This window comes from Aminobacter sp. GW821-FHT11F06 (assembly GCF_058808215.1).
Genome location: NZ_JBXARL010000008.1, coordinates 40698 through 63820 on the forward strand (window position 1 = coordinate 40698; position 23123 = coordinate 63820).

At 62.5% G+C, this 23123-nt stretch carries 22 protein-coding genes; 9 read left to right on the top strand and 13 right to left on the bottom strand.

Features of this window, described 5'->3' with window-relative positions; all coding sequences use genetic code 11:
* Positions 1–19: 19 nt before the first annotated feature.
* The gene (pgl, locus tag AC1RTB_RS19340; RefSeq protein WP_492880948.1) at positions 20–715 is read right to left on the bottom strand and encodes a 6-phosphogluconolactonase; all 696 of its coding nucleotides are present in this window, start codon (positions 713–715) and stop codon (positions 20–22) included.
* Positions 716–720: 5 nt separating this feature from the next.
* Positions 721–2190 carry a glucose-6-phosphate dehydrogenase gene (gene zwf, locus AC1RTB_RS19345; RefSeq protein ID WP_492880690.1) on the bottom strand — a complete coding sequence of 490 codons (1470 nt, stop codon included), beginning with the start codon at positions 2188–2190 and terminating at the stop codon, positions 721–723.
* Between the two features lie 257 nt (positions 2191–2447).
* On the opposite strand from zwf, the gene AC1RTB_RS19350 reads away from it, so the two are divergent.
* Positions 2448–3194 carry an SDR family oxidoreductase gene (locus tag AC1RTB_RS19350; RefSeq protein WP_492880691.1) on the top strand — a complete coding sequence of 249 codons (747 nt, stop codon included), beginning with the start codon at positions 2448–2450 and terminating at the stop codon, positions 3192–3194.
* A gap of 109 nt (positions 3195–3303) precedes the next feature.
* The gene (locus tag AC1RTB_RS19355) at positions 3304–4428 is read left to right on the top strand and encodes a beta-ketoacyl-ACP synthase III (RefSeq protein WP_492880692.1); all 1125 of its coding nucleotides are present in this window, start codon (positions 3304–3306) and stop codon (positions 4426–4428) included.
* A 7-nt stretch (positions 4429–4435) separates the two neighbouring features.
* Here AC1RTB_RS19355 and AC1RTB_RS19360 read toward each other — a convergent pair whose 3' ends face one another.
* Genes AC1RTB_RS19360 through AC1RTB_RS19370 form a run of 3 tightly spaced genes read right to left on the bottom strand, consistent with a single transcriptional unit; the run spans position 4436 to position 6090 of the window.
* Complete coding sequence (locus AC1RTB_RS19360; protein ID WP_492880693.1) at positions 4436–5128, bottom strand: RNA polymerase sigma factor; 693 nt, start codon at positions 5126–5128, stop codon at positions 4436–4438.
* Between the two features lie 27 nt (positions 5129–5155).
* A complete protein-coding gene (locus AC1RTB_RS19365) occupies positions 5156–5683 on the bottom strand; it encodes a plastocyanin/azurin family copper-binding protein (protein WP_492880694.1) in 528 nt (175 codons plus the stop codon).
* The gene (locus AC1RTB_RS19370; protein WP_492880695.1) at positions 5680–6090 is read right to left on the bottom strand and encodes a DUF5602 domain-containing protein; all 411 of its coding nucleotides are present in this window, start codon (positions 6088–6090) and stop codon (positions 5680–5682) included. The genes AC1RTB_RS19365 and AC1RTB_RS19370 overlap by 4 nt, the downstream gene beginning before the upstream one ends.
* Positions 6091–6276: 186 nt before the next feature.
* Between AC1RTB_RS19370 and AC1RTB_RS19375 the strand changes: the two genes are divergently transcribed.
* The 3 genes from AC1RTB_RS19375 (at position 6277) to AC1RTB_RS19385 (ending at position 8908) form a co-directional block, all read left to right on the top strand.
* Positions 6277–6660, top strand: coding sequence for a hypothetical protein (locus AC1RTB_RS19375; protein WP_492880696.1), 384 nt, complete (start codon positions 6277–6279; stop codon positions 6658–6660).
* 92 nt (positions 6661–6752) lie between these two features.
* Complete coding sequence (locus AC1RTB_RS19380) at positions 6753–7427, top strand: response regulator transcription factor (RefSeq protein WP_492880697.1); 675 nt, start codon at positions 6753–6755, stop codon at positions 7425–7427.
* The gene (locus tag AC1RTB_RS19385; protein ID WP_492880698.1) at positions 7424–8908 is read left to right on the top strand and encodes a sensor histidine kinase; all 1485 of its coding nucleotides are present in this window, start codon (positions 7424–7426) and stop codon (positions 8906–8908) included. The genes AC1RTB_RS19380 and AC1RTB_RS19385 overlap by 4 nt, the downstream gene beginning before the upstream one ends.
* On the opposite strand, the gene AC1RTB_RS19390 is transcribed toward AC1RTB_RS19385, so the two are convergent.
* Together AC1RTB_RS19390 and AC1RTB_RS19395 are read right to left on the bottom strand one after the other, a co-directional pair.
* Positions 8877–10163: an NAD(P)/FAD-dependent oxidoreductase gene (locus tag AC1RTB_RS19390; RefSeq protein WP_492880699.1), complete on the bottom strand. Its 1287-nt coding sequence runs from the start codon at positions 10161–10163 to the stop codon at positions 8877–8879. The genes AC1RTB_RS19385 and AC1RTB_RS19390 overlap by 32 nt on opposite strands.
* A gap of 109 nt (positions 10164–10272) precedes the next feature.
* On the bottom strand, positions 10273–11706 hold the full coding sequence (locus tag AC1RTB_RS19395; protein ID WP_492880700.1) for a glutamine synthetase family protein: 1434 nt from the start codon (positions 11704–11706) through the stop codon (positions 10273–10275).
* Between the two features lie 140 nt (positions 11707–11846).
* On the opposite strand from AC1RTB_RS19395, the gene AC1RTB_RS19400 reads away from it, so the two are divergent.
* A complete protein-coding gene (locus tag AC1RTB_RS19400; protein WP_492880701.1) occupies positions 11847–12557 on the top strand; it encodes an HAD family hydrolase in 711 nt (236 codons plus the stop codon).
* A gap of 2 nt (positions 12558–12559) precedes the next feature.
* Here AC1RTB_RS19400 and AC1RTB_RS19405 read toward each other — a convergent pair whose 3' ends face one another.
* The 3 genes from AC1RTB_RS19405 to aceA form a co-directional block, all read right to left on the bottom strand.
* On the bottom strand, positions 12560–13006 hold the full coding sequence (locus AC1RTB_RS19405) for an ANTAR domain-containing protein (protein ID WP_492880702.1): 447 nt from the start codon (positions 13004–13006) through the stop codon (positions 12560–12562).
* A 241-nt stretch (positions 13007–13247) separates the two neighbouring features.
* On the bottom strand, positions 13248–13490 hold the full coding sequence (locus tag AC1RTB_RS19410; protein ID WP_067965227.1) for an SMc00767 family acetate metabolism repressor: 243 nt from the start codon (positions 13488–13490) through the stop codon (positions 13248–13250).
* A gap of 91 nt (positions 13491–13581) precedes the next feature.
* Entirely contained in the window at positions 13582–14871 is a 1290-nt protein-coding gene (gene aceA / locus AC1RTB_RS19415; protein WP_492880703.1) for an isocitrate lyase, read from the bottom strand.
* A 244-nt stretch (positions 14872–15115) separates the two neighbouring features.
* Between aceA and AC1RTB_RS19420 the strand changes: the two genes are divergently transcribed.
* Positions 15116–16558, top strand: a complete 1443-nt coding sequence (locus tag AC1RTB_RS19420; RefSeq protein WP_492880704.1) for a helix-turn-helix domain-containing protein — start codon at positions 15116–15118, stop codon at positions 16556–16558.
* Positions 16559–16561: 3 nt separating this feature from the next.
* Here the strand turns inward: AC1RTB_RS19420 and AC1RTB_RS19425 are convergent, their stop codons facing one another.
* The 3 genes from AC1RTB_RS19425 to AC1RTB_RS19435 form a co-directional block, all read right to left on the bottom strand.
* Positions 16562–18613, bottom strand: a complete 2052-nt coding sequence (locus AC1RTB_RS19425) for a putative bifunctional diguanylate cyclase/phosphodiesterase (protein WP_492880705.1) — start codon at positions 18611–18613, stop codon at positions 16562–16564.
* Between the two features lie 155 nt (positions 18614–18768).
* Positions 18769–19992, bottom strand: coding sequence for an MFS transporter (locus tag AC1RTB_RS19430; protein ID WP_492880706.1), 1224 nt, complete (start codon positions 19990–19992; stop codon positions 18769–18771).
* Entirely contained in the window at positions 19989–20537 is a 549-nt protein-coding gene (locus AC1RTB_RS19435; protein ID WP_492880707.1) for an NADPH-dependent FMN reductase, read from the bottom strand. Before AC1RTB_RS19435 ends, AC1RTB_RS19430 begins: the two co-directional genes overlap by 4 nt.
* Positions 20538–20792: 255 nt before the next feature.
* Between AC1RTB_RS19435 and AC1RTB_RS19440 the strand changes: the two genes are divergently transcribed.
* Entirely contained in the window at positions 20793–21752 is a 960-nt protein-coding gene (locus tag AC1RTB_RS19440; RefSeq protein WP_492880708.1) for a DMT family transporter, read from the top strand.
* A 243-nt stretch (positions 21753–21995) separates the two neighbouring features.
* Positions 21996–23096 (top strand): polyamine ABC transporter substrate-binding protein, encoded by a 1101-nt coding sequence (locus AC1RTB_RS19445; RefSeq protein WP_492880709.1) that lies wholly within the window; start codon positions 21996–21998, stop codon positions 23094–23096.
* Positions 23097–23123: the final 27 nt, after the last annotated feature.

The following is a 23123-nucleotide window of genomic DNA, read 5'->3' on the forward strand; positions in this document are numbered from 1 at the left end:
TCGGGCAATGGACGTCCGCTCACGGCGCCCAGTAGATCTCGGCGGCGCGCGGCGCCCGGTCGAGCACGGTGCGGATCGGAAGCGCCTTTTCCGCCGCCATTGCCGCTTCAAGCACGGCGCGCTTTTCAGCGCCTTCGATGTGCACGGCCAACAGCCCCGCATTGACCAGCGCTGCAAGCGTCAAGGTCAGACGCGGTTCGCCGGCGCTTTCGGCATGCACCGGCATGACGATGCGCGCGGAAGCCGGATCGAGCAGGGCTCCGAGGCCTTGCGCGTCGGGGAAGAACGACGCCGTGTGTCCGTCGCCGCCCATGCCCAGGATTGCGGCATCGAGCGGCCAGGGCAGGGCGCGGAATTCCGCATCGGCAAGTACCGCTGCCTCTTCGACGGTGCCTGCCTCATGATAGAGCGGTGCGAAACGTGCCGCGCTTGCATTGTTTTGAAGCAGGTTCGCCTTGGCCAGCGATGCGTTGGAGCGCGGAGAACTCTCGGGCACGAACCGCTCGTCGACAAGCGTCAAGATGACCTTGCTCCAGTCGAGCTCTTCCCGCGACAGTGCCGCCATGAAACGACCAGGCGTAGTGCCGCCTGATACGGCGAGGAACGCCTCACCTCGCAATGCGATCGCTGCCCGCAGCGCGTCGGCGACCTTGGCGGCAAGCGCTGCCGCCAGTTCATCGCCAGTTGCAAACTCGTTCCAGCGGGGCAGGGCCATGGTGCTCAATTGCTCTCGTGCCAGGTGCGGCCGTCGCGTTCGATCAGCGCGATCGACGCCGACGGTCCCCAGGTGCCGGCGGTATAACCTTGGGCTTCCTGGCGGCTGGCTTCCCAGGCGTGGTGGATCGGGTCGATCCACTTCCATGCCGCCTCGACCTCGTCGCGACGCATGAACAGCGTCTGGTTGCCGCGCACGACATCCATGATCAGCCGCTCATAGGCATCCGGCGCGCGTCCGTCGAAGGACTGGGCGAAGCTCATGTCGAGCGGGATCTGGCGCAGGCGCATGCCGCCCGGACCTGGATCCTTGATCATGATGAACTGCTTGACGCCCTCGTCGGGCTGCAGGCGGATGACCAGCTGGTTGTTGAAGATCGGCCCAGCGCTTTCGTCGAAGATCGAATGCGGGATGGGACGGAACTCGATGACGATTTCCGAGACGCGCGAGGCCAGGCGCTTGCCGGTGCGCAGGTAAAACGGCACGCCGGCCCAGCGCCAGTTGGCGATCTCGGCCTTGATGGCAACGAAGGTCTCGGTGGTGCTCTCGGCACCGAGTTCTTCGATGTACCCCTTGACCGGGCCGCCGGCGGAAGCACCGGCGCGATATTGGCCGCGCACTGTATGCTTGGGCGCTTCGTTGCCGTTGATGCGCTTCAGCGCGTTCAAGACCTTCAGCTTTTCGTCGCGCACCGCATTCGCCTCCATCGAGGCGGGTGCCTCCATGGCGACGAGGCAAAGCAGCTGCAGCATGTGGTTCTGCACCATGTCGCGCAGCGCACCAGCCTTGTCGTAATAGGTGACGCGGTCCTCGAGGCCGACGGTTTCGGCGACGGTGATCTGGACGTGGTCGATATTGGCCGAGTTCCACAATGGCTCGTAAAGCGCATTGGCAAAGCGCAGTGCCATCAGGTTCTGCACCGTCTCCTTGCCGAGATAGTGGTCGATGCGGAAGATCTGGTGCTCGCCGAAATCGTCGCCGATCGTGTCGTTCAGCGCCTTGGCCGAATCGAGGTCGCGGCCGATCGGCTTTTCGACGACGATGCGCGAATCCGGGGTGACGAGCTTGTGCGCCTTGAGATTGTCGGAGATGTCGCCGAACAGGCTGGGCGCGACGGCGAGATAAAAGACGCGGATGCGCTTGCTGTCGCCGATCGATTGCTTCAATTCCGCGAAGCCGTCGCCCGACTTGGCGTCGACGGTGATGTAGCTCAGCCGGTCGAGAAAGGTCTTGAGCTCGGCTTCTTCGATATATTCCGGCTTGACGTGATCCGAGATCGCCTTCTTGGCGAAGGCGCGGAATTCCTTGTCGTCCATCTTGGTGCGCGACGCGCCGATGATGCGCGTCGGCTCGGAAAACTGGTGGTCGCGCTGGCGATGATAGAGCGCCGGCAGCAACTTGCGTTCCGACAGATCGCCGGTGCCCCCGAAAATGATGAAGTCGAAGGGATCGACTGGGATGATCTGGCTGGTCATGTTCTATCCGTTTCCAAGACGGCCGTGATGTCGCCGCCCGATATATGCTAATCGATTTAAAAATGCCAGTGCTTTGGTGTCACAGTTTCGTTTCCGACACGGCGATCACGCCAGCCCAACATAAGGCTTCGGCGTTTGGAAATCCAAGAAGAAGCCGCTGGCCCGATACATCGGCTGCTCTGCCTCGTGGCGAGCATTGCGGTCAACTGTGGCGGCGGCTAGATCGATCAGGAAGAAATCGACAAGGCGGAAAGATCATGCGTCTCAAGGACAAGGTTGCGATCATAACAGGGGCTGCGGCCGGTTTTGGCGAGGGCATGGCCAAGCGCTTTGCCGAGGAGGGCGCCAAGGTTGTCGTCGCCGACCTGAATGCCAGGGAGGCCGAGCGCGTTGTCGCCGAGATCGGCAAGGACGCGATTGCCGTCACCACCGATGTCTCGTTGCGATCCGAGTTCGACGAACTTGTCTATGCCGCCAAGAGTGCTTTCGGCCGCATCGACATCATGGTCAACAATGCCGGCTACACCCACCGCAACGGCGACCTGCTTGATGTCGAGGAAGACGTCTTCGATCTCATCACTGCCGTCAACATGAAGGCGATCTATCATGCGGCGCGTGCGGTCGTGCCGATCATGGAGCGCCAGGGCGGCGGTTCGATCCTGACCACGGCATCGACCGCGGGCCTGCGCCCGCGTCCAGGCCTGACCTGGTACAATGCCTCAAAAGGCTGGGCGATCACCGCCACCAAGTCGATGGCGGTTGAACTGGCGCCGAAGAACATCCGTGTCAATTGTCTCTGCCCAGTGGCCGGCGAAACCGGCATGCTGGAAAAATTCATGGGCAAGGACACGCCGGAAATTCGCGAAAAGTTCCGGGCGTCGATCCCGCTCGGCCGTTTCTCGACGCCGCTCGACATTGCCAACGCAGCTCTGTTCCTCGTCTCCGACGAGGCTTCGTTGATCACCGGCGTGGCGATGGAAGTCGACGGCGGGCGCTGTATTTAGGCGATTATTCCCCGAGGTAACCGCCGTTTCGATCCTGAATCGTGGCGTTTACGCTTGACCGGCGATGCCGGAACCCTATTCCAATGGCTCAAAACCAGCAGGAAACGCCATGCACAGGGTCGCGATCAGCGGGACCGGCATCTTCACGCCGGAGGAAGTCATCACCAACGCCGAGTTGGTGGCCTCCTACAATGAATATGCCCATCGCCAGAACAAGCTTCACGCCGACGCCATCGAGGCCGGCGAGCGCGAGCCGATGGCGATGTCGTCGGAAGAGTTCATCGTCAAGGCGTCCGGCATCGAGCGCCGTCACGTGATCTCCAAGTTCGGCATCCTCGATCCGGGCATCATGCATCCGGTTCTGCCCGAGCGCGCCGAGGACGAGCTGTCGCTGATGGCCGAGATCGCGGTCAACGCCGCCGACAAGGCGATGAAGAAGGCGGGGCTGACCGCTGCCAATATCGATGCCGTCATCTGCGCTGCCTCCAACCATGAACGCGCCTATCCGGCGATCGCCATCGAGGTGCAGCAGGCGCTCGGCATCAAGGGTTTTGCCTTCGACATGAACGTCGCCTGCTCCTCGGCGACTTTCGGCATCCAGCTTGCCACTGACATGATCCGCACCGGCTCGGCCCGCGCGATCCTGATGGTCAATCCCGAGATCACCTCCGGCCACCAGGAATGGCGCGACCGCGACTGCCACTTCATTTTCGGCGATGTCTGCACGGCGGTCGTGCTGCAGCGCGCCGACGAGGCCAAGGCGGAAAACCTCTATGAGGTCGTGTCGACACGCTGCCTGACCGAGTTCTCCAACAACATCCGCAACAATAACGGCTTCCTTCGCCGCACGCGTGAAGGCCACATGGCCGACCGCCGCGACATGCAGTTCCACCAGGAAGGCCGCAAGGTCTTCAAGCAGGTGGTGCCGATGGTCGCCGAACTGATGCTTGGTCATCTGTCCGATCAGGGCATCGAGCCGGCGGGCCTGTCGCGGCTGTGGCTGCATCAGGCCAACAAGGCCATGAACGACCTGATCGGCTCCCGGGTCCTGGGACGCGAAGCGACGCGCGACGAACAGCCCAACGTGCTGCAGGACTATGCCAACACCTCGTCGGCCGGCTCGATCATCGCGTTTTCGAAATTCTCCGACGACCTGCCTTCGGGCAGCCTGGGTGTGATCTGTTCCTTTGGCGCCGGCTATTCCGCCGGCAGCGTCATCGTCAGGAAGATGTGAAAGGGCACTACTGCCCGCGCAGCCGCTCGACCACTTGATCGGCCATGCGTTCGCAGCGCGCGCCGTTGAACGGGAACAATTCGGCAAAGCCGCTCGACAGGCGCTTTTCGATTGTCGCCCGCATCAATTTGCGGGCGCGGTGCAGCCGCGTCTTCACCGTCTCCGGCTTGAGCGCGAGCTGTGTCGCGGTCTCGTCGATGCTCATCTCCTCGACGTCGCGCAGGATGAAGACGATGCGAAAGGCCGCCGGCAATTCGTCGATCGCCTGTTCGAGCAGAGCGCGAACCTGCCTGCGGCCAAGCTCGGCATCCGCACCTGGTGGTGTCAGCGATGTCGGGAACATGATCACCTGGCCTCCGTTGGCCGCGCTATCCAGTTCGTCCAGCTCGGCCACAGGTCGCCTCTTGCGGATGCGGGTGAGCGCCTCGTTGAGCGCGATCCGTGTGAGCCATGTCGAAAACTTCGCATCGCCCTTGAAGCTGTCGAGCCTGGTGAAGGCCCTGACATAGGCCTCCTGCACCACATCCTCGGCGTCCGCGTCGTTGCGCATGATGGCGCGGGCGACGTGAAAGAGCCGCTGGTTGTTGCGTTTGATGAGCGCGCGGATGGCGTTCTCGCCGCCTTGGCGCGCGAGTGCCACCAGTTCCTCGTCGCGGCGTCCGTCGAGATCGACCTGTTGCCGCAAGATTGCCAGTTGCATGCTGTCGCCTCCATTTGCCGCCGCCATTCAGACGCGGCGCACGATGCCCTTGGCGATGATCTCATCGACAGGCGGAAACCCGTTCAGCGCCACATCTGGCAGCGGCGTGAGCGAGGGGTCCGCTGCACTCGGCGCCACCGGCTGCGGCGTGCCGACCACGATGCGTCCAACCATGCCGGCGTGCTCATGCGGCACGCAGTAATAGTCATACACCCCTGGCACCGTCAGCGTCACCGAGAAGGATTGGCCCGGCAGCAGATAGTCGGAATTCCAGGGTTTGGCGTTTGCCGGGATACGCAGCGGCCGGTCGAAGATATCAGGATGATAAGACGTCACCGTGTGCGAATTGCCCGGGTCGCGGTTGGTCCAGCGCACAGTCTGCCCCGGCTCGATATGTATGCCGGCAGGGTCGAACCAGACATGCGCGCCATCGTCCTTACCGTGCATCTCGACATCGACGATGTCACCGCTTGCGGCGTGCGCTTGCCGGGAGAAAAGCGCGGCGAGGAAAAATCCCCCGCCGGCTCCGATCATCTGTCGGCGCGTGGCGATCATTTCGCCACCCGCGCCTCGTCAGCCTTGGCCACATGCCACAGCACGACATGGACATGCGGCTCCTCTACCCCGGGATGGCCGGCATTGTAGTAGACGCTGACATGGTCGACATTGCCGCCGGGCGAGGCGAGGTCGTCGAAGCGCTTGTTGGGATTGAGGTCCTTGATCGGCAGCATATAGATGGTGCTGACCAGCTTGCCGTCATGGTCGTAGGCGAGGAACGGGCCAGCCGGCAGGGTTGCCGGATCGACGAAGAGCTGGCCCATGCCGGGCAAGAAGTCCGGCAGCTTGACCAGGCTGCTCACCGCCTTGAATGCGCCTGGGGGCGGGGCCTTCGCCACATCTTGGGCGAGCGCGGGCAAGGTGCCGGCGAGCATGAGAGCGAGTGCGGCGGAAACCATTTTCATTGGAGCATCTCCCTGTGAACGCCCCGCGTGGCGCGGCGGCTTCGAACCATTGGATGCGGTGTGGCCGAAAAGGTTCCCGGAAATCGTGGCGGCAAGCCTCCGGATCGATTCCCCGCCAAGGCCTGCAATGTAAGTGCAATCTTGGCGGCGTAGCTGCGGGCATATCGTCCAGAATTGGGATCAGACATGTCCTTCAGCAATGCCAGCCGCGCTGTCGGCGTTTTCGTCGCCGCTGCGACGGTTTTTCTCGCCGGCTGCCAGTCGGACATCATGAAGAACTATGTTGGCCAGCCGCTGGAATCGGTCATCATCGACTACGGTCCGCCGGTTGCCGTGCTTGAGCTGGGCCGTGGCCAACGCGCCTATCAATGGCGGAAAATATCGACGAATGTCGTGCCGGGTTCGACGAGCGGCGAAATCAGGGACACCAGGCGCGGCACGCGATACGAGGAGATGACGACGCCAGGTTATGTCGAGGAGCAGGAATGCTTCTACACATTCTACGCCAGCATGTCAGGCGGCCGTTGGTACATCACCAATTTCCGCAAGCCAAAGCTTGAATGCGAGTGAGCAAGTCCACCTTTCGCTGTGTCGGTGGTATGGACGCCGCGCCGGCCAGCGTTGCGATTATCGGTCCCTGGCCCTTTTGAAAGAAACCGCCCATGCGCATTTTGCTGCTCGAAGACGAGCCGGAGATGGCTTCGGTGCTGAAGTCAGCACTCGCGCGCCGTAATGTGATCGTCGATCATGTCGCGACACTTGCCGACGCGGAAGCTGCGGCTGAGTTCGGGCCCTATGACGCGATCGTGCTCGACCGGCGCGTGCCTGATGGCGAGGGGCTCGATCTGATCCCGAAGCTGCGGGCGCTGCGTGTCGATGCGCCGGTCCTGATGCTGACCGCGCTCAGCGGCATCAACGACCGTGTCGCCGGACTTGATGCCGGTGCCGACGACTATCTGGTCAAGCCGTTTGCCATGGAAGAGCTCATGGCGCGGCTTCGCGCGCTGCACCGGCGCCCCATCGCGTTGAAGGCCGAGCAGACGGTGATCGGCCGTCTCACCTACGATTTCCACCATCGCGAAGCTTCCGTCGGCGACAAGCCGCTGGAACTTTTGCGGCGCGAGCAGCTGGCGCTGGAGGCACTGCTCCGCAGGCCCGGCCGCACCGTCCTGCGCGCGACGCTCGAAGAGTCGGTTTATGCCATGGGCGACGAGATCGGCTCCAATGCGCTCGATTCCCACGTCTCGCGCCTGCGCCGCAAGCTCGACGACGTCGCCGCCGGCGTTGAAATCCGTGCCATCCGCAACCTCGGTTATCTCCTGCGCGCCGTGGCATGAAAAAGCTGCGTCCCATTTCGTTGCAATGGCAGCTGGTGCGAAGGCTGATCCTGCTTCAGGCGGCGACACTGTCCGCCTTTGTCGGTCTCATCTGGCTGATTCTCTTCCTGCTCGAGCCGCGGCTGCTCAGCGACAACGAAACTGCCGTGGAGGCCGTTGCGGGCGCCATATCCAGGGATGCCAGCGGCAACCTCGTCTTGCTCGATACTGAGGACATGCGCTCGGCGCGGCAGAACTATCCGAATCTATGGCTAATTGTCCGCGACCAGGCGGGCAAGATGCTGCGAGAGGGAAAGATACCGGACGCCTATGCTGAGGAAGACATCGGACTGCCGTGGGGTCTCGACTACGCGTACCTGCGCTTCCCTGTCTACGATGTTCGGCCCGACGCGATGCTCGCCAATCGCCCAAGCGCTGCCGGTCGGGTTCAGATACTCACCTCGACGATTATGTCTCGCACCGAAACGAACGGCATCGACGTTACTTTTCAGCTGAGTCTCGACGGCACGCGCGACGCGACCGGCCAGATCGACTGGATGAAGATCGGTCCCGCCGTCGCACTGATCATCGTGGCCTTCGTGGCGCCCTTCTTCATCGTCATGGGCGGGACGACCCTCGTTGCCACACCTGCGGTCGTCCGCCGTTCGCTCGCCGGCCTTGTCGCCACCGCCAGCCACGCCAAGCAGATCGATATCGACAACCGTGGAGTCCAACTGCCGACCGCCGATGTGCCGGCGGAGATCGGGCCGCTGGTGCAGGCCTTCAACAACGCGCTGTCGCGTCTTGGGCAAGGCTACGAACAGCGCAACCGCTTCCTCACCGACGCGGCGCACGAACTGCGCACGCCGATCGCCATCCTACGTACCCGCGCCGAATTGCTGCGCGAGGAACCCGAAAGCGCGCGCCTGCTCAAAGACATCGAACGTCTGTCGCATCTGGCGCAGCAACTGCTCGACCGGCAGGTGCTCGACCACCACTCAGCCGGTGCGCGCGAGGTCGTCGATCTTGTCGAGTTCGCTCGGCATCTTGCCGCCGATTTTGCGCCGCTCGCCTTGTCGGCAGGCTATGATTTTTCCTTCGAGCCGGCAGCGTCGAGCGTCCTTGTCAGCATCCAACCCTCGCAGATCCAGCAAGCCGTCACCAATCTGGTGCGCAACGCCATCGACCATGGCGGTGGCGAGGGGACCATCACGATACTAGTCCATGCGAGTGGAAGCCTGGAAGTCCAGGACGAAGGTCCCGGCATCCCGGACGAAGAACACGAACGCGTCTTCCAGCCGTTCTATCGCCTGCGCCCGCGCAACAGTGGCGCTGGCCTTGGGCTCAATCTTGCCCGCGAAATCGCCCGCCTGCATGGCGGTAGCATCGAAATCCTGAGCGGCCCGTGGCGCGGGGCACGCATCAGGCTGCGACTGCCGCTCATTGAAGCAAAGACTATGCCTGCCTCAGCTAGATCCTGTCCCTCAGCGCAAACCAGTTGAGCGCAAGAAACAGCAGTGGCGCGCGGAAGCGACGGCCGCCGGGGAAGGGCGGTATCTTCAGGTCCTCGATCAGCTTGAGCCTGTCGCGGTTGCCGGCCACCGTCTCGGCATAGAGCTTGCCGAAGAAATTGGACAGCATCACGCCATGGCCGGAATAGCCGCCGACCGAGATGACATTGGGCATCACCTCGCGCACGAAGGGCTTGCGCGGCATGGTGATGCCGACATAGCCGCCCCAGCCATGGGTGATCTCGATATCCTTGAGCGCGGGGTAGATCTCGGCGATCTGCTTGCGGATGTGGATATGGATGTCCTTGGGGTCGTTGACGCCGTAGATTTCTCGCCCGCCGAACAGCAGTCGGCCGTCCGGCGACTTGCGGAAGTAGCGCACCACGAAGCGGGAATCGTCGACCGACTCGCCACCGGGGATCACCTTGGAGTCGGCACCCAGCGGCACGGTCGCACCGATGAATGAGCCGATCGGCATGATGTGAGACGCACTTATCGGTTCCAGATTGCCGCCATAGGCGTTGACGGCGATCAGGCATTTCTGCGTGGTGATCGTGCCGCGCGGCGTTGTCACGCGGACCTTGCCGCCTTGTGAGGTGATGCCGGTCGACCGCGTGTTTTCGAACAGATGGGCGCCTGAAGCGGCGGCAACCCGGGCTGTGCCGATCACCAGCTTGAGCGGGTGAATATGGCCGGTGCCGGTGTCGCGCGTGCCGCCATAATAGTGCGTCGAGCCCAGCCGCTCGGCGGTCTCTTGCGCATCCATGAACTTGACGTGCGGATAGTTGAAACGGCTCGCCATGATCTCGGCATGGGCCTTGTAGTCATCGACAAAGCGCGGCTTGTGCGCCACCGACATCTGCCCCGGCATATAGTCGATGTCGATGCCATGGGTGGCAGCGAAGTCGAACAGATGCGCCTTGGCCTCCTCGGCAAGGTCGAACAGTGCCTTGGCGCGGGTGAAGCCGTATTCGCCCTCCAGCTCTTCCGCCCAGGCGCGCTGGCCAGTGCCGAGTTGACCGCCATTGCGGCCCGACGCGCCGTCGCCAAAGCGATGCGCCTCGATCAGCACGACGTCCGCGCCCGCCTTGGCGAGATGCGCCGCCGCCGAAAGCCCGGTGAAGCCACCACCGATGATGACGACATCCGCCTGCCTGTCGCCATCAAGCGCCGGATATTCAGGCCGCGGCCCGGCGGTGTCTTCGTACCAGGAAAGGCCGGGAGAGATGGGGGATTGGTAGGGCATGATGCGGAGAGGGCTCCGGGAGATGTTCGGATGGATTTGGAACAGGGAGTAGGGAGTAGGGAAAAGAAGATGCCCTCTATTCGCTACTCACTATTCCCTACTCGCTCATTCACACATTCAGCAGCAGATACTCCCGCTCCCAGGGGCTGATGACCTCCATGAAGGTCTCGAACTCGGCCCGCTTGATCGCTGCATAGGTGGTCGTAAACGACTGCCCCAAAAGTGACGTCAGCTCTTCATCGCCCTCAAACAGGTCGACTGCTTCGAGCAGGCCACGCGGCAGGTCGATCTCGTCCTCATTGGCGGTGGTCAAAACAGGCGCTTCCGCCTGCAGCTTGTTGGTGAGGCCAATCAGCCCGCAGGCAAGCGACGCCGCCAGCGCCAGATAGGGGTTGGCATCCGACGAGGGGATGCGGTTTTCGACACGGCGACCGCCCGGATCGGAACGAGGCACGCGGAAGGCGGTGGTGCGGTTGTCGTAACCCCACTTGTTGTTGACCGGGGCGGAGGCCGCCTGGGTCAGCCGGCGATAGGAGTTCACGTAAGGCGCAAACATCACCAGCGCGTTCGGCACATGCTTCTGCATGCCGCCGATGAAGTGGAAGAAGGCTTCGGTTTCGGAACCATCTTCGGCCGAGAAGATGTTCTTGCCGGTCTTCTTGTCGATGATCGACTGGTGGATGTGCATCGCCGAACCCGGCTGGCCCTGAATCGGCTTGGCCATGAAGGTGGCGTAGATGTCGTGCTTCAGCGCCGCTTCGCGGATTGTGCGCTTGAACAGGAACACCTGGTCGGCGAGTTCGATCGGGTCGCCATGGCGCAAATTGATCTCGAGCTGGCCAGCACCTTCTTCGTGGATCAGCGTGTCGATCTCCAGGCCTTGAGCCTCGGAGAAATGGTAGATGTCGTCGATCAGTTCGTCGAATTCGTTGACGCCGGCGATGGAATATCCGGCACCGCCGCCGATCGCGCGACCCGAGCGGCCAACGGGCGGCGTCAACGGATAGTCGGGATCGGGGTTCTTGCGAACGAGGTAGAATTCGATTTCGGGTGCTACGACCGGCCTGAGCCCGCGTTTTTCATATGCGGCGACCACGCGCTTGAGCACGTTGCGCGGCGTGAACTCGACCTGGCGCCCGTCCTGATGGGCGAGGTCGCAGATCACCTGCGCTGTTGGATCGTCTTCCCACGGCACGACACTCAGTGTCGAAAGATCGGGCACCAGCTTCAGGTCGCCGTCATCTTCGGGATAGGCAAAGCCGTTGCCGTCTTCCGGGTAGCCACCCGAAATCGTCATCATGAACACCGCCGAGGGCAGCGCCAGCGAGGTGTTGGAGGTGAATTTGGACGACGGCATCATCTTGCCGCGGGCGACGCCCGCCTGGTCGGGCGTGATGCACTCTATGTCTTCGATACCGCGCCATTCCAGCCATTCGGAGGCTTCTTTCCAATTGCGAACACCACGTGTGTTTTTCACAAAAGCGGGCGTGCGGGCGCGAGCCCCCCGAGTGGTCGGACGGACTTCCTTCTTTGCAGGCGGCATCAATCACCAGGTTGTGGTTGCAGATTTCCGACTATAGCCGTGCCGCATGAAGGAAGAAAAGGGGGGCTGGCAGGCGATTCTGGCGAACCGATAGGTCCAAGCCGCTAGTTTTGAGCCGATTTCTGACCTAGATGATCGCAATGACCTCCAATTCGACCCAACTATCCACCATCGGCTTCGATGCCGACGACACGCTGTGGCAGAATGAACAGTTCTTCCGCATGACGGAAAAACACTTTGCCGAACTGCTCGCCGAACATGGCGAGCAGGAGCAACTGATGGCGCGGCTGCTCGATGCCGAGAAGCGCAACCTTGGCACCTACGGATTCGGCATCAAGGGCTTCACCTTGTCGATGATCGAAACAGCGATCGAAGTGACGGAGGGCCGCGTGCCGGCCTCGGTGATCGAAAAGATACTCGCCGCCGGCCGCGAGATGCTGAGCCATCCGATCGAGACGCTGCCGCACGTCCATGACACGCTCGAGGCGCTGGCCGGGCGCTACCGCCTGGTGCTGATCACCAAGGGCGACCTGTTCGACCAGGAGCGCAAGCTGGCGCAGTCGGGCCTTGGCGATTTCTTCGACGCTGTCGAGATCGTCAGCGACAAGTCCCGGCCGACCTATGAGCGCATCTTCGCTCGCCACGGGGACGGTGCGGCCCGCAGCATGATGATCGGCAATTCGCTGAAGTCCGACGTGGTGCCGGCGATCGAGGCCGGCAGCTGGGGTGTCTACATTCCCCACGACCTGACCTGGGCCTACGAACATGTCGACGAACCGACAGCGGCCGAGCGTTTCCGCAAGTTGCAGCATCTCGGCGAGCTGTCCGGCCTGTTGAAAGCCCTGGATTGAAGTCAGGCTCGTCCGACGAGTTTTTCGACGACTGGCTGCAGCCGCTCCGGTGTGATCGGCTTGGCCACCACGACGTCGACGGCGCTCGACAGCGAAAGGCTCTCAACTGTTCCGGGACGGTTGGACAGCAAGATCACAGCAGGCAGGTTCGCGTCCGAGGCGAGCCTGAGCGACAAGATCGAAGGCAGCAGCGCATCGCAATCCGTGTTGTCGCTGCCACCATCGAGAATGATCGTGCCCGGCGCCATCTTGCGCAGCATGGCCATGGCGGTATCGGGCGCTTCCGAGATTGTCTTGAGGCCCGCGCGCTCGACGATCTTGGCGACGACGACGCGGTTGATCTGCGAGCGGCCAACGATGAGAACTTTCGATAGATCAGCGACAAGGCGGTCAGGAGTGCGCGCATTCGTATCCGGGCCTTGGCCCGAATTTAGTTCATTGCGTTTCATTGGCTTAGCCGACAGCTGGGGGGCGTCTGTTCAATGCGTGGTTGCGTTCGGTGTCTTACGTTCGCGTCAACTGCGAGTTGTGTCAAGTAATACACTCAAAAAGGCGTACGACTTTAGTCTTAGACCATAGCATTTCGGCACGTTGTTCGCAGGCAAAGGCGCAGTATCACCAAAGACAAACCCCGCCCGCAGCCGGGGCTGCGAACGGGGTCCGGGGGGCAGGGCAGGGATGTTTTGACTGTCAGCCGTGCGGCTGCTGGGTCACGATGACGGGGATCAGCAGGTCGCCCCAGTTGCCGTCGCCACCGTGGTGGCGGGCCGAGCGGACCAGTTCCACCGACACGCCTGCCTCGACTGCCTTCATGACCGACTGGTTGAGCCGGTGCAGGTCGTTGGCGACGATACGGATCACGGCCTGCTGGTCAGCGCTCATGGTCGTCGCCTGTTCTTCGGCTCTTTCCTTGACGCGGGTGCGCGGTGCCATTGTGGTTCTCCTCGGAGTGTTGCCTTGCCCCACTGGGGCGTTGCCTCTGTCCGGAGGCTCATGCCTCCGGAGCTATCGTCTGTCGCCGGGCCTATTCTGCGGCCGGGCGGAACTGTTCGTGCTCGGTCGATTCATGCATCGCGGTGGTCGACGACTTGCCGCCGGTGATCGCCATGGAGACAGCGTCGAAGTATCCGGTGCCGACCTCGCGCTGGTGCTTGGTCGCGGTGTAGCCGTTGACCTCGGCAGCGAATTCCGCTTCCTGCAGCTCCGAATAGGCCGCCATCTGGCGCTCCTTGTAGCCACGAGCCAGCTCGAACATGCCGAAGTTGAGCTGGTGGAAGCCAGCCAGCGTGATGAACTGGAACTTGTAGCCCATCGCGCCCAGCTCACGCTGGAACTTGGCGATCGTTGCGTCGTCGAGGTTCTTCTTCCAGTTGAACGAAGGCGAGCAATTGTAGGCAAGCTTCTTGCCCGGATGCGCCTTGTGCACCGCTTCGGCGAACTTTTTGGCCTGGGCGAGATCCGGCTTGCCTGTTTCCATCCAGATCAGGTCGCAATAGGGCGCATAGGCGATGGCACGCGCGATGCAGGGTTCGATGCCGTTGCGCACCTGGTAGAAGCCTTCCACCGTGCGGCCGGCGTCATGGTCGACGAAGGGCCGGTCGCGCTCGTCGATGTCGGAGGTCAGAAGCTTTGCAGCCTCGGCGTCGGTACGGGCAACGATCAGTGTGGCCGTGCCCATCACGTCGGCGGCGAGGCGCGCGGCGTTGAGGTTGCGGATATGCGCCGCCGTCGGGATCAGCACCTTGCCGCCGAGATGGCCGCACTTCTTTTCCGAAGCGAGCTGGTCTTCGAAGTGGACGCCGGCAGCACCGGCCTCGATGAAGGCCTTCATGATCTCGAAAGCGTTGAGCGGGCCGCCGAAGCCGGCTTCAGCATCAGCCACGATCGGCGCGAACCAGGTGTCGACCGACAGGCCCTTGCCCTCGGAGGTCTCGATCTGGTCGGCGCGCTGAAGTGTGCGGTTGATGCGCTTGACCAGCTCCGGGGCGGCGTTGGCCGGATAGAGCGACTGGTCGGGATACATGGCGCCCGCCGTGTTGGCGTCAGCGGCGACCTGCCAGCCTGAGAGGTAGATCGCCTTGAGACCGGCGCGAACCTGCTGCATCGCCTGGTTGCCCGACATCGCGCCCAGCGCATTGACGAAATCTTCCTCGTGGATCAGCTTCCACAGGCGGTTGGCACCCATCTCGGCGAGGCTCTGCTTGATCTGGACCGAGCCGCGCAGCCGCTTCACATCCTCCGGCGAATAGGGGCGCTCGATGCCGTCGAAGCGGCCATCCGGGGCTGAAGGGACGAGGTTGTAAAAATCGGTCATTGTCGACTCCGTCTGGTCACTTTGGGTCTTGGGGCGGCACCGCGTCTTGGCTTCTTGCGGCGATTTCTATGTGACTTGTTTGACATTGCGGCGCCGAAGCAGCCAGAAAATTCAACAATTTGCTGGTGATATTAGGGAAAACCTGTGTTGCGTTTGACAAAGGCTCGCTGTAAATTTGTAAAGAATGTAAAAGGCTGGGTAGGGTAAAACCCCTACTTTCGTTGTAAAAATGGTGTAAAAGCCGATGGCCGAGCAAAAAATCTTCGCCGGACCGCGTATCCGGCGCATCCGCAACCAGAAGGGCCTGACCCAGACGGCGATGGCCGAGGGGCTCGGCATTTCGCCTTCCTATCTCAACCTCATCGAACGCAACCAACGCCCGCTGACGGTTCAGCTGATCCTGAAACTTGCCTCGGTCTACAAGGTCGAGCCGGAAGAGCTTCAAGGCGAGGCGCGCGGTTCAATCGCCGCGTTGCGCGAAGTCTTCGCCGATCCGCTTTTGGCCGGCGAATTGCCAGGCGACCAGGAGTTGATCGAGATCGCCGAGGCAGCGCCCAACGCGGCGGCGGCGGTGATCAAATTGTTCCGCGCCTATCGCGAGCAGGCCGAGCGGTTGTCGGATCTGACCGAGCTGCTCGCCCGCGAGGGACACACGACAGCATTGTCAGGTGCACGCCTGCCAATCGATGAGGTGCACGAGGTCTTCGAGCGCCGGCCCAATCATTTCACCTCGCTGGAGGAGGAGGCGGAGGCGTTCACCACGCTGCTCGATCCCGGCGACGATCTGCTGGGCGCGCTGAAGGCCTGGCTCAGGCGTGAGCACGGCATTGTCGTCAAGGTGCTGCCGGTGGCCACCATGCCCAATTGGCGCCGCCGCTACGACCGTCATTCGCAGCGTCTTTTCCTGTCCGAGCGCCTGTCGCCCTTCGACCAGCTGCGCGAAGTCGCGATGGAAGCGAGCCTGATCCGCATGCAGGTGGCGGTCGCGGCCGAACTCCAGGCGCTGAAACTCACGTCGGACGAGGCGAAGCGGCTTGCCCGTTTCGAGCTTGGCCGTTACGCGGCGCATGCGCTGATGATGCCTTATCAGGCATTCCTCTCAGCCGCCCAGCGCGCCCGCTACGATGTCGATGTGTTGCGCTCGCGTTTCGGCGTGTCCTTCGAGCAGGCGGCCAACCGGCTGACCATGCTGCAACGCCAAGGCACCTCATCGGTGCCATTCTTCATGCTCGAGGTCGACAATGCCGGCAATCGCTTCCGCAAGGCGGGTGCGCAAGGCTTTCCGCAAAGCCGCTTCGGTGGCGGCTGCCCCAAGCTGCCGGTACATGCCGCCTTCACCCAGCCCGGCCAGATTTTTGTCGAAGCTGTCGAAATGCCCGATGGCGCCGAGTTTTTGTGCGTCGCCCGCACGTTGGAGGGGCCTCAGGGTGCCTTCAGCGAACGGCCACGGCGCACGGCGATCCTGCTTGGTTGCGACATCGCCTTCCGCGACGAGATCGTCTATGGCGCGGCCCTTCCGGCACTTGCCGTCGGCGCCAAGCCGGGCACAGTGGCTGCTACGCCAGTTGGCCCGGCCTGCCGGCTTTGCGAGCGCTCAGGTTGCCTGTCGCGCGCCGAACCGCCGATCACCCGGCCGCTCGGTCTCGACGAGATGGTGACGGGGCTGTCGGCCTTCGACTTCCAGTAGAGTTCAGGCGATCAGCCTGGCTGCGGTTTCATCCGTGTCCAGGCCGGTCTGGGCCAGGTTGCGCGCCGTGCCGGAATCGAGCGGGCGTCCAAACAAGAAGCCCTGCCCTTCGTCACAGCGCCGGTCCTTCAGGAACGCTGCCTGGAAATCGGTCTCGACACCTTCGGCCAGAACGGGGATCGACAGCTTGTGGCCGAGTTCGATCACCGTCTCGATGACGCTGGTCGCCTGTGCCTGCCGGCCGAGCGCGTTGAGGAAGCTGCGGTCGACCTTGATCTTGTCGAAGGGGAAGGAAAACAGCGTCGAAAGCGACGAATAGCCGGTGCCGAAATCGTCCATGGCGACCCGCACGCCCAGGGCCTTGATCCGGCGCAGGATCAGCAGCGCCTGGCCGGGATTGTCGATCAGCGTTGTTTCGGTGATCTCGATTTCGAGACGGGTGGGCGGCAAGCCGGTCTCGGTCAAGATCTCCTTGAGACGCTCGGCGAAATTCGGCCGCATCAGCTGGATCGGCGAGACGTTGACGGCGATGCTGAGTGGTGCCGGCCATTGCGTCGCTTCATGGCAAGCCTGCATCATCACCCAATCGCCGATCTCGACGATGATGCCGGTCTGCTCGGCCACCGGAATGAACTCGGACGGGGAGACCTCGCCAAGCGCGCTGCTTGTCCAGCGCAGCAAGGCTTCGAAACCCAGCAGTTCACGCTTCTTGATCGATATCTGCGGCTGGAACACCAGGCGCAACGCACCGTCGGCGATGGCGCTGCGCAAGCCGATTGCGATCTGCCCGCGCCGGCGGCCGTCCTCGTCGGCATCGGCGTCGAACCAGCACCAGCTGCCGTCAGGCACTTTCTTCGACCGGTACATGGCGAGGTCGGCGCGTGTCGCCAGTTCGTCGACGTTGTCACCATCTTTGGGGTAGACCGCGATGCCGATGCTGGCGCTGGTCGAAAAGCGCGCCTTGCCGAGTTCGTTGGGGCGCGAAAAGGCATCGCGGATGCGGGCCGCGAATTCCTCGACCTCGTTTTCGCGGGTGAAGGGTTTCACGGCGATGAATTCGTCGCCGCCGATGCGGGCAAAGAACTCGCCGTCGACCAGCGCGGCGCGCATCCGCGCGGTGGTCTGGCTCAACACGGCGTCGCCTGCGGCGTGGCCGTAGACGTCATTGATTTCCTTGAACCGATTGAGGTCGATGGCAATGATGGCGAGCGACATGCCGCCGGCTTGCTTCAGTCGTAGCGGCAGCTCGTCGCGGGCCGCCGCACGGTTGGGCAGGCCGGTCAGCGGGTCGTGCATGGCGAGATGCCTGTAATGCGCGACAGCGTCCTGCTGGCCCTGTTCCTCGGCGAGATGGGTGACAGCGCCGAGCACCACCACAAGAACGGTGACTGCAATGACCAGGATCGCAAGTACGCTGTCCGACATGAGCTGGCCGGGGACCGCCACACGCGGGTCGGGTGTGATCTGCACCGCACCCATCGCGGTGAAATGCATCATGCCGATCGCAAGGATAAGAGCGGCCATGCCGACATATTGGCTGCGGCGCGTGGTTCCCCGTGCCACGCGATTGGTCGCGAGCATGCCGAGTGCGGCACCGCCAAGGATGGACACCGCGACAAAGCTGGGGTCGTAAGAAACCGTTCCGGCAACGACGAAGCCGCGCATGCCGGTAAAATGCATGAGCGCGATGCCGGTGCCGATGATGAAGCCGCCCATTTCGATCATCCAGCCGCGTTCGCGGCTCGCAGCGATCAGGAAACCGGCCATCGACGTGACGATGGCAAGGCCGAGCGACAGGACCGTGAAGTTGGGCTCGAAACCATGTTCGACGCTAGGAATGAAACCCAGCATGGCCAGGAAATGCGTCGTCCAGATCGTCATGCCGCCGGCAACGCCGGCCATGAAGACAAAGGCTGCGTGCTTGGCGCGGCTGACGCTGCGGGCGCGCGCAAATAATCGCATCGACACCACGCAGCCTATCGCGCAAACGGTCAACGCTGCGGCGACGAAGCGATAGTCATGTTCGGTGACGAGACAGTTGAGTACAGTCAGCATAAGCGATCCCCAAGCAGACCGCCCTTATCGGTGACAATTGTTGCCGAACCGTTTCGCTGCACTGCAGCAAAGCGCGTGGAAGTTGAATTGATTGTGATGTGCTGCGGGACACCAAGCCGAGAGGGCCTTCAAGACCTCCCGGCTGGATCGGCGGTTCAAAAGCCGGTCGCCTGGCTGCGGCGCGCATTGACGATTGCCATGGCGCCGACAAGGATCGCCACGCTGCCGACGACGAGCCCGGTATAGAGGAACGTGTCGGCGTAGCCGAATGTGGCGATCACCGGCTGGCTGACGAAGGGCGAAATGAAGTGGCCGGCGAACACACTCGCCGTCATGCCGCCGGCGATACGTCCCCGCATTTCGGGCGCTGCGGCTGCCATTGCGGCTGCGGCGATGTTCGGCATCATCATGCCGAGGCCCAGCCCAACCACGCCTGCCGCCGCAAGAACAGTCACCAGCGTATCCGCCAGCCCCAGAAGACCATAGCCGATGGCCATCAAGCCAAAGGCGAGGCCGAACACACCAACCACCCCAAGCCTGGCGCGCAGGCTGGCATAAAACAGCGCGACTGCTGCCCCGATCATGTTGCCCAGACCGATCGTCAGCCCGGCCACGGCTGGCGAGCCCATGCCCATGGTATTGAGATGGAACGGCAGCTGCGTTGGAAGCAGGTAGTAGGCGACACTGTTGAACAAGGCCGCGATGTAGACGGCAATGACCGCAAGCCAGACTGTGCGGCCCGCCATGTGCGTGGACGCGCCGACAGTCGATGGGTTGTTGCGCGCCGGCTCGTTGATGAAAGCCAGAATGGCCGGGATCAGCAGCAGCGACAAGCCATAGACGGCAAAGGGCGCGCGCCAGTGCAATTCGGCCAGCATGCCGCCGCCGGTCAGGAAGATCAGCCCGCCAATGCCGACAAAAGCTGACTGGTAGCCCATGAAACGGTCGCGTTCCGGCCCGGAGAAATAGTCGCCGACAAGGGCGGTCGCGGTCGTCATGACGCCGGCGACAGCGACGCCGAGCAGCGCGCGCCCGACAAGAAGTCCAGCCAGACTGTCGGTAAGCAGGCCCGACATGCCGCTCAGCCCGTAAAGCACAGCGCCCGCGATCAGAAGCGGCTTGCGCCCGAAGCGGTCGGCGAGCCCGCCGGCGAAGGGCGCGCAAATGACGATGAACAATGCGGGTAGCGTCAGCACGAGCCGGGTCAGGATCTCGACATTGTCGCTGCCGGTGAAGTGACTTTCGATGGCCGGCAGGGAGGGCGATATTGTCGCGCCCGACATGATGGTCAGCGTGCTGATGAGCAGCAGCGTGGTATTGCGGCCGGCATGACTGTCGGGGAAGGGCGTCGTCCGCACAAGCTGATGCGTCATGGTCATGCCGCCACCTCAAGAAAAGGCGTGTTGGTGCGCGCCTCGCGCAAATTGATCGCCCACCATTGCAGGCGCGCGAGTAGAACCGACATCGCTTTTCGTGCGTCTCGCGGTTCGATCAGCGCACCGGTGGCGTCGAAACGTCTCGAGGCGAAGGCAAAACTCACAGTGTCGCGGATAGCCACGACATGAAGCTCGGCAAAGACCAGGCGTAACTGTTCGATGGCCCGCAGCCCGCCCGAGATGCCGCCATACGATACGAACGCCAGCGGCTTGGCCTGCCACTCTATGCAGTGAGCATCGATCAGGGCTTTGAGGTCGGCGGTGTAGCCGTGATTGTATTCGGGCGTCACCACGATGAATGCGTCGGCCTCGCCCAGCCGGCGCGCGATATCGGCACGATTATTGGCAAGCTCGCGCGGGTCGATCAGGTCGATGGCGAACTGCTGGTAGCCGCGGATCTCGGTTGCGGCCCAATCGACGACGGTGTCGCAGAAGCGGCCTTCGCGGGCGCTGCCATAGATCAAAGCGAGCTTGATTTTCTGATGCATTTTTGGGGTGGCTCCGTTTCGGTTTCTTGTAGGAGCCCTGTCTGTAAAACCTCAACTAAGATTGAGGTCAAGCGCCAATTTGAAACTTTCGAGGGGGCGTCTGGCATTTCGGCTCGGTGATGCGAGCTTTGCTTGTGCCACAACGGGATGGGAGCGCTGGACCTCGCCACAAAGGCAGCCTTGCGTTACGCGAACGCACCAGCCCCAGTCGTTTCGAGCGCATCGTGCCGCTCGCAAGTCGTCGAGATTAGCGCCATGACAGATCTCGCCGCTCCGCCGTCGCCAACAGGCGTTGCACCGCATGTCTCGCGGCGCGACGAGCGTCTCGGCGTGTTTTTGGTGTTCATGTCGGCGCTGATGTGGAGCCTTGGCGGTGCCATTGCCCGCTTCATCGAAGAACCGGACAGTTGGACGGTCGTGTTCTGGCGCTCGCTCTGGGCGGCGGCCTTCCTGCTTGCTTTCATGGCCTGGCGCGACGGCCTGCGCGGCACCTTGAGGCTCTTCCGCGACATGGGCCTGCCGGGGTTGTTGGTGGGGGTCTGCTTTGCCACCGCCTCGACGTCTTTCGTTGTGGCCCTGTCCTATACGACCGTTGCCAACATCTTGCTGATGCAGGCCGGTGTGCCGCTTTTGGCGGCGTTGTTTGCCTGGATGCTGTTTCGCGAGCGCGTCGCTGTCGCCACCTGGGTGGCGATCTTCGTTGTCATCTCAGGCGTCGCCATCATGGTCTCTGAATCGTTCAGCGGCCAGGTCTCGCCGGTCGGCGACGGGCTTGCTTTGCTGATCGCCGTGGCGTTCTCCATTGCCACCGTCATCACCCGCCGGTTCGCCCATGTGCGCATGACACCCGCCACCTGCCTCGGCACCATGATTGCCGCAGCCTTCGCCGCCTCCCAGGTTTCAGCGTTTGCCGTGTCGCCGCGCGACATGGGTTTCCTCTTCGCGTTCGGCGTGGTCAATCTTGGCCTTGGCCTTGCCTTCTTTGCGACTGGCGCAAGATTGGTCCCGGCCGCCGTTGCCGCCCTGATCGGCACCTTCGAACCGCTGCTTGGCCCGATATGGGTCTGGCTCATCCATGGCGAGGTGCCGTCGGTTCGCACCATCACCGGCGGTGCGGTCATTTTCAGTGCGCTGCTTGTGCATCTGACACTGGAGTTCAGGCGCCAGGCACGACCCCAAAGGCCGGGCGTGACAGGCGTTCCCATGCCTGATTGAGCAGTCGGTTGTTTGCCATTGACATTGCTACCTTCCGGCGGGCAGGCTGCGGTCCGAGGGTAACAACAACACAGGCGTATCTTGCCAGGTTCCACTGCCGGGGCTTCGGTGTCCGCAGCTGTAAATCGCCAGAACGTTTTGCGCCGCGCGGCAAGCCGGCGGGAGCGCGCTACCTTCATAACCCGATTTTGCACAGGCATCAGGATGCTGCCGGGATGGGCGCGTCCATGAAAGGAGAATGTCATGAACAGTAGAGCGCTTTGGCTGACCGCTGCGTCAGCCCTCATCGCCGTTGTGGCGACCGCGGCCAACGCCCAGGAGAGGGTCGTCAACGTCTACAACTGGTCGGACTACATCGACTCCACGATCATCGAGGACTTCACCAAGGAAACAGGCATCAAGGTCGTCTACGACGTCTATGATTCCAACGAGATCCTCGAAACCAAGCTGCTTGCCGGCGGCAGCGGCTACGATGTGGTGGTGCCGACCGCCAGTCCCTTCCTGGCGCGCCAGATCCAGGCGGGCGTCTACCAGAAGCTCGACAAGTCCAAGCTGCCCAACCTTTCCAATATGTGGGACGTGGTCAGCGAGCGCACCGCCGCCTACGATCCGGGCAACGAATACTCGGTCAACTACATGTGGGGCACGGTCGGCATCGGCTACAATCAAAAGAAGATCAAGGAAGCGCTCGGCGTCGACAAGATCGACAGCTGGGACGTCGTCTTCAAGCCGGAGCAGATCGCCAAGCTGGCCGATTGCGGCGTCTATGTCCTGGATTCGCCAACCGACATCTTGCCAACCACGATGATGTATCTCGGTCTCAAGCCGCAGTCGACAGCGCTCGACGACCTGTCCAAGGCGGAAGAGGCCCTGCTCAAGATCCGGCCGTCGATCCGCAAGTTCCACTCGTCGGAATACATCAACGCGCTCGCCAATGGCGACATCTGCCTCGCTGTCGGCTGGTCTGGCGACATCTTCCAGGCACGCGACCGCGCGGCTGAAGCAGACCAGGGCGTCGTCGTCGACTATGTCATTCCAAAGGAAGGTGCTGAGATGTGGTTCGACCAGATGGCGATCCCGGCTGACGCCAAGCACGTTGCCGAGGCGCACGAATTCATCAACTACATGATGAAGCCGGAAGTCACGGCCAAGGCCTCCAACTACATCTTCTATGCCAACGGCAACAAGGCGTCGCAGCAGTTCATCGACAAAGAGATCATTGGCGACCCGGCGATCTTTCCTGATGAGGCGATGCTGGCGAAGCTCTTCACCGTGGCTCCTTACGATCCCAAGACCCAGCGCACGGTCACGCGCAGCTGGACCAAGATCGTCACAGGGCAATAATGATTGAGGACTGTCCCGGCGCCATCG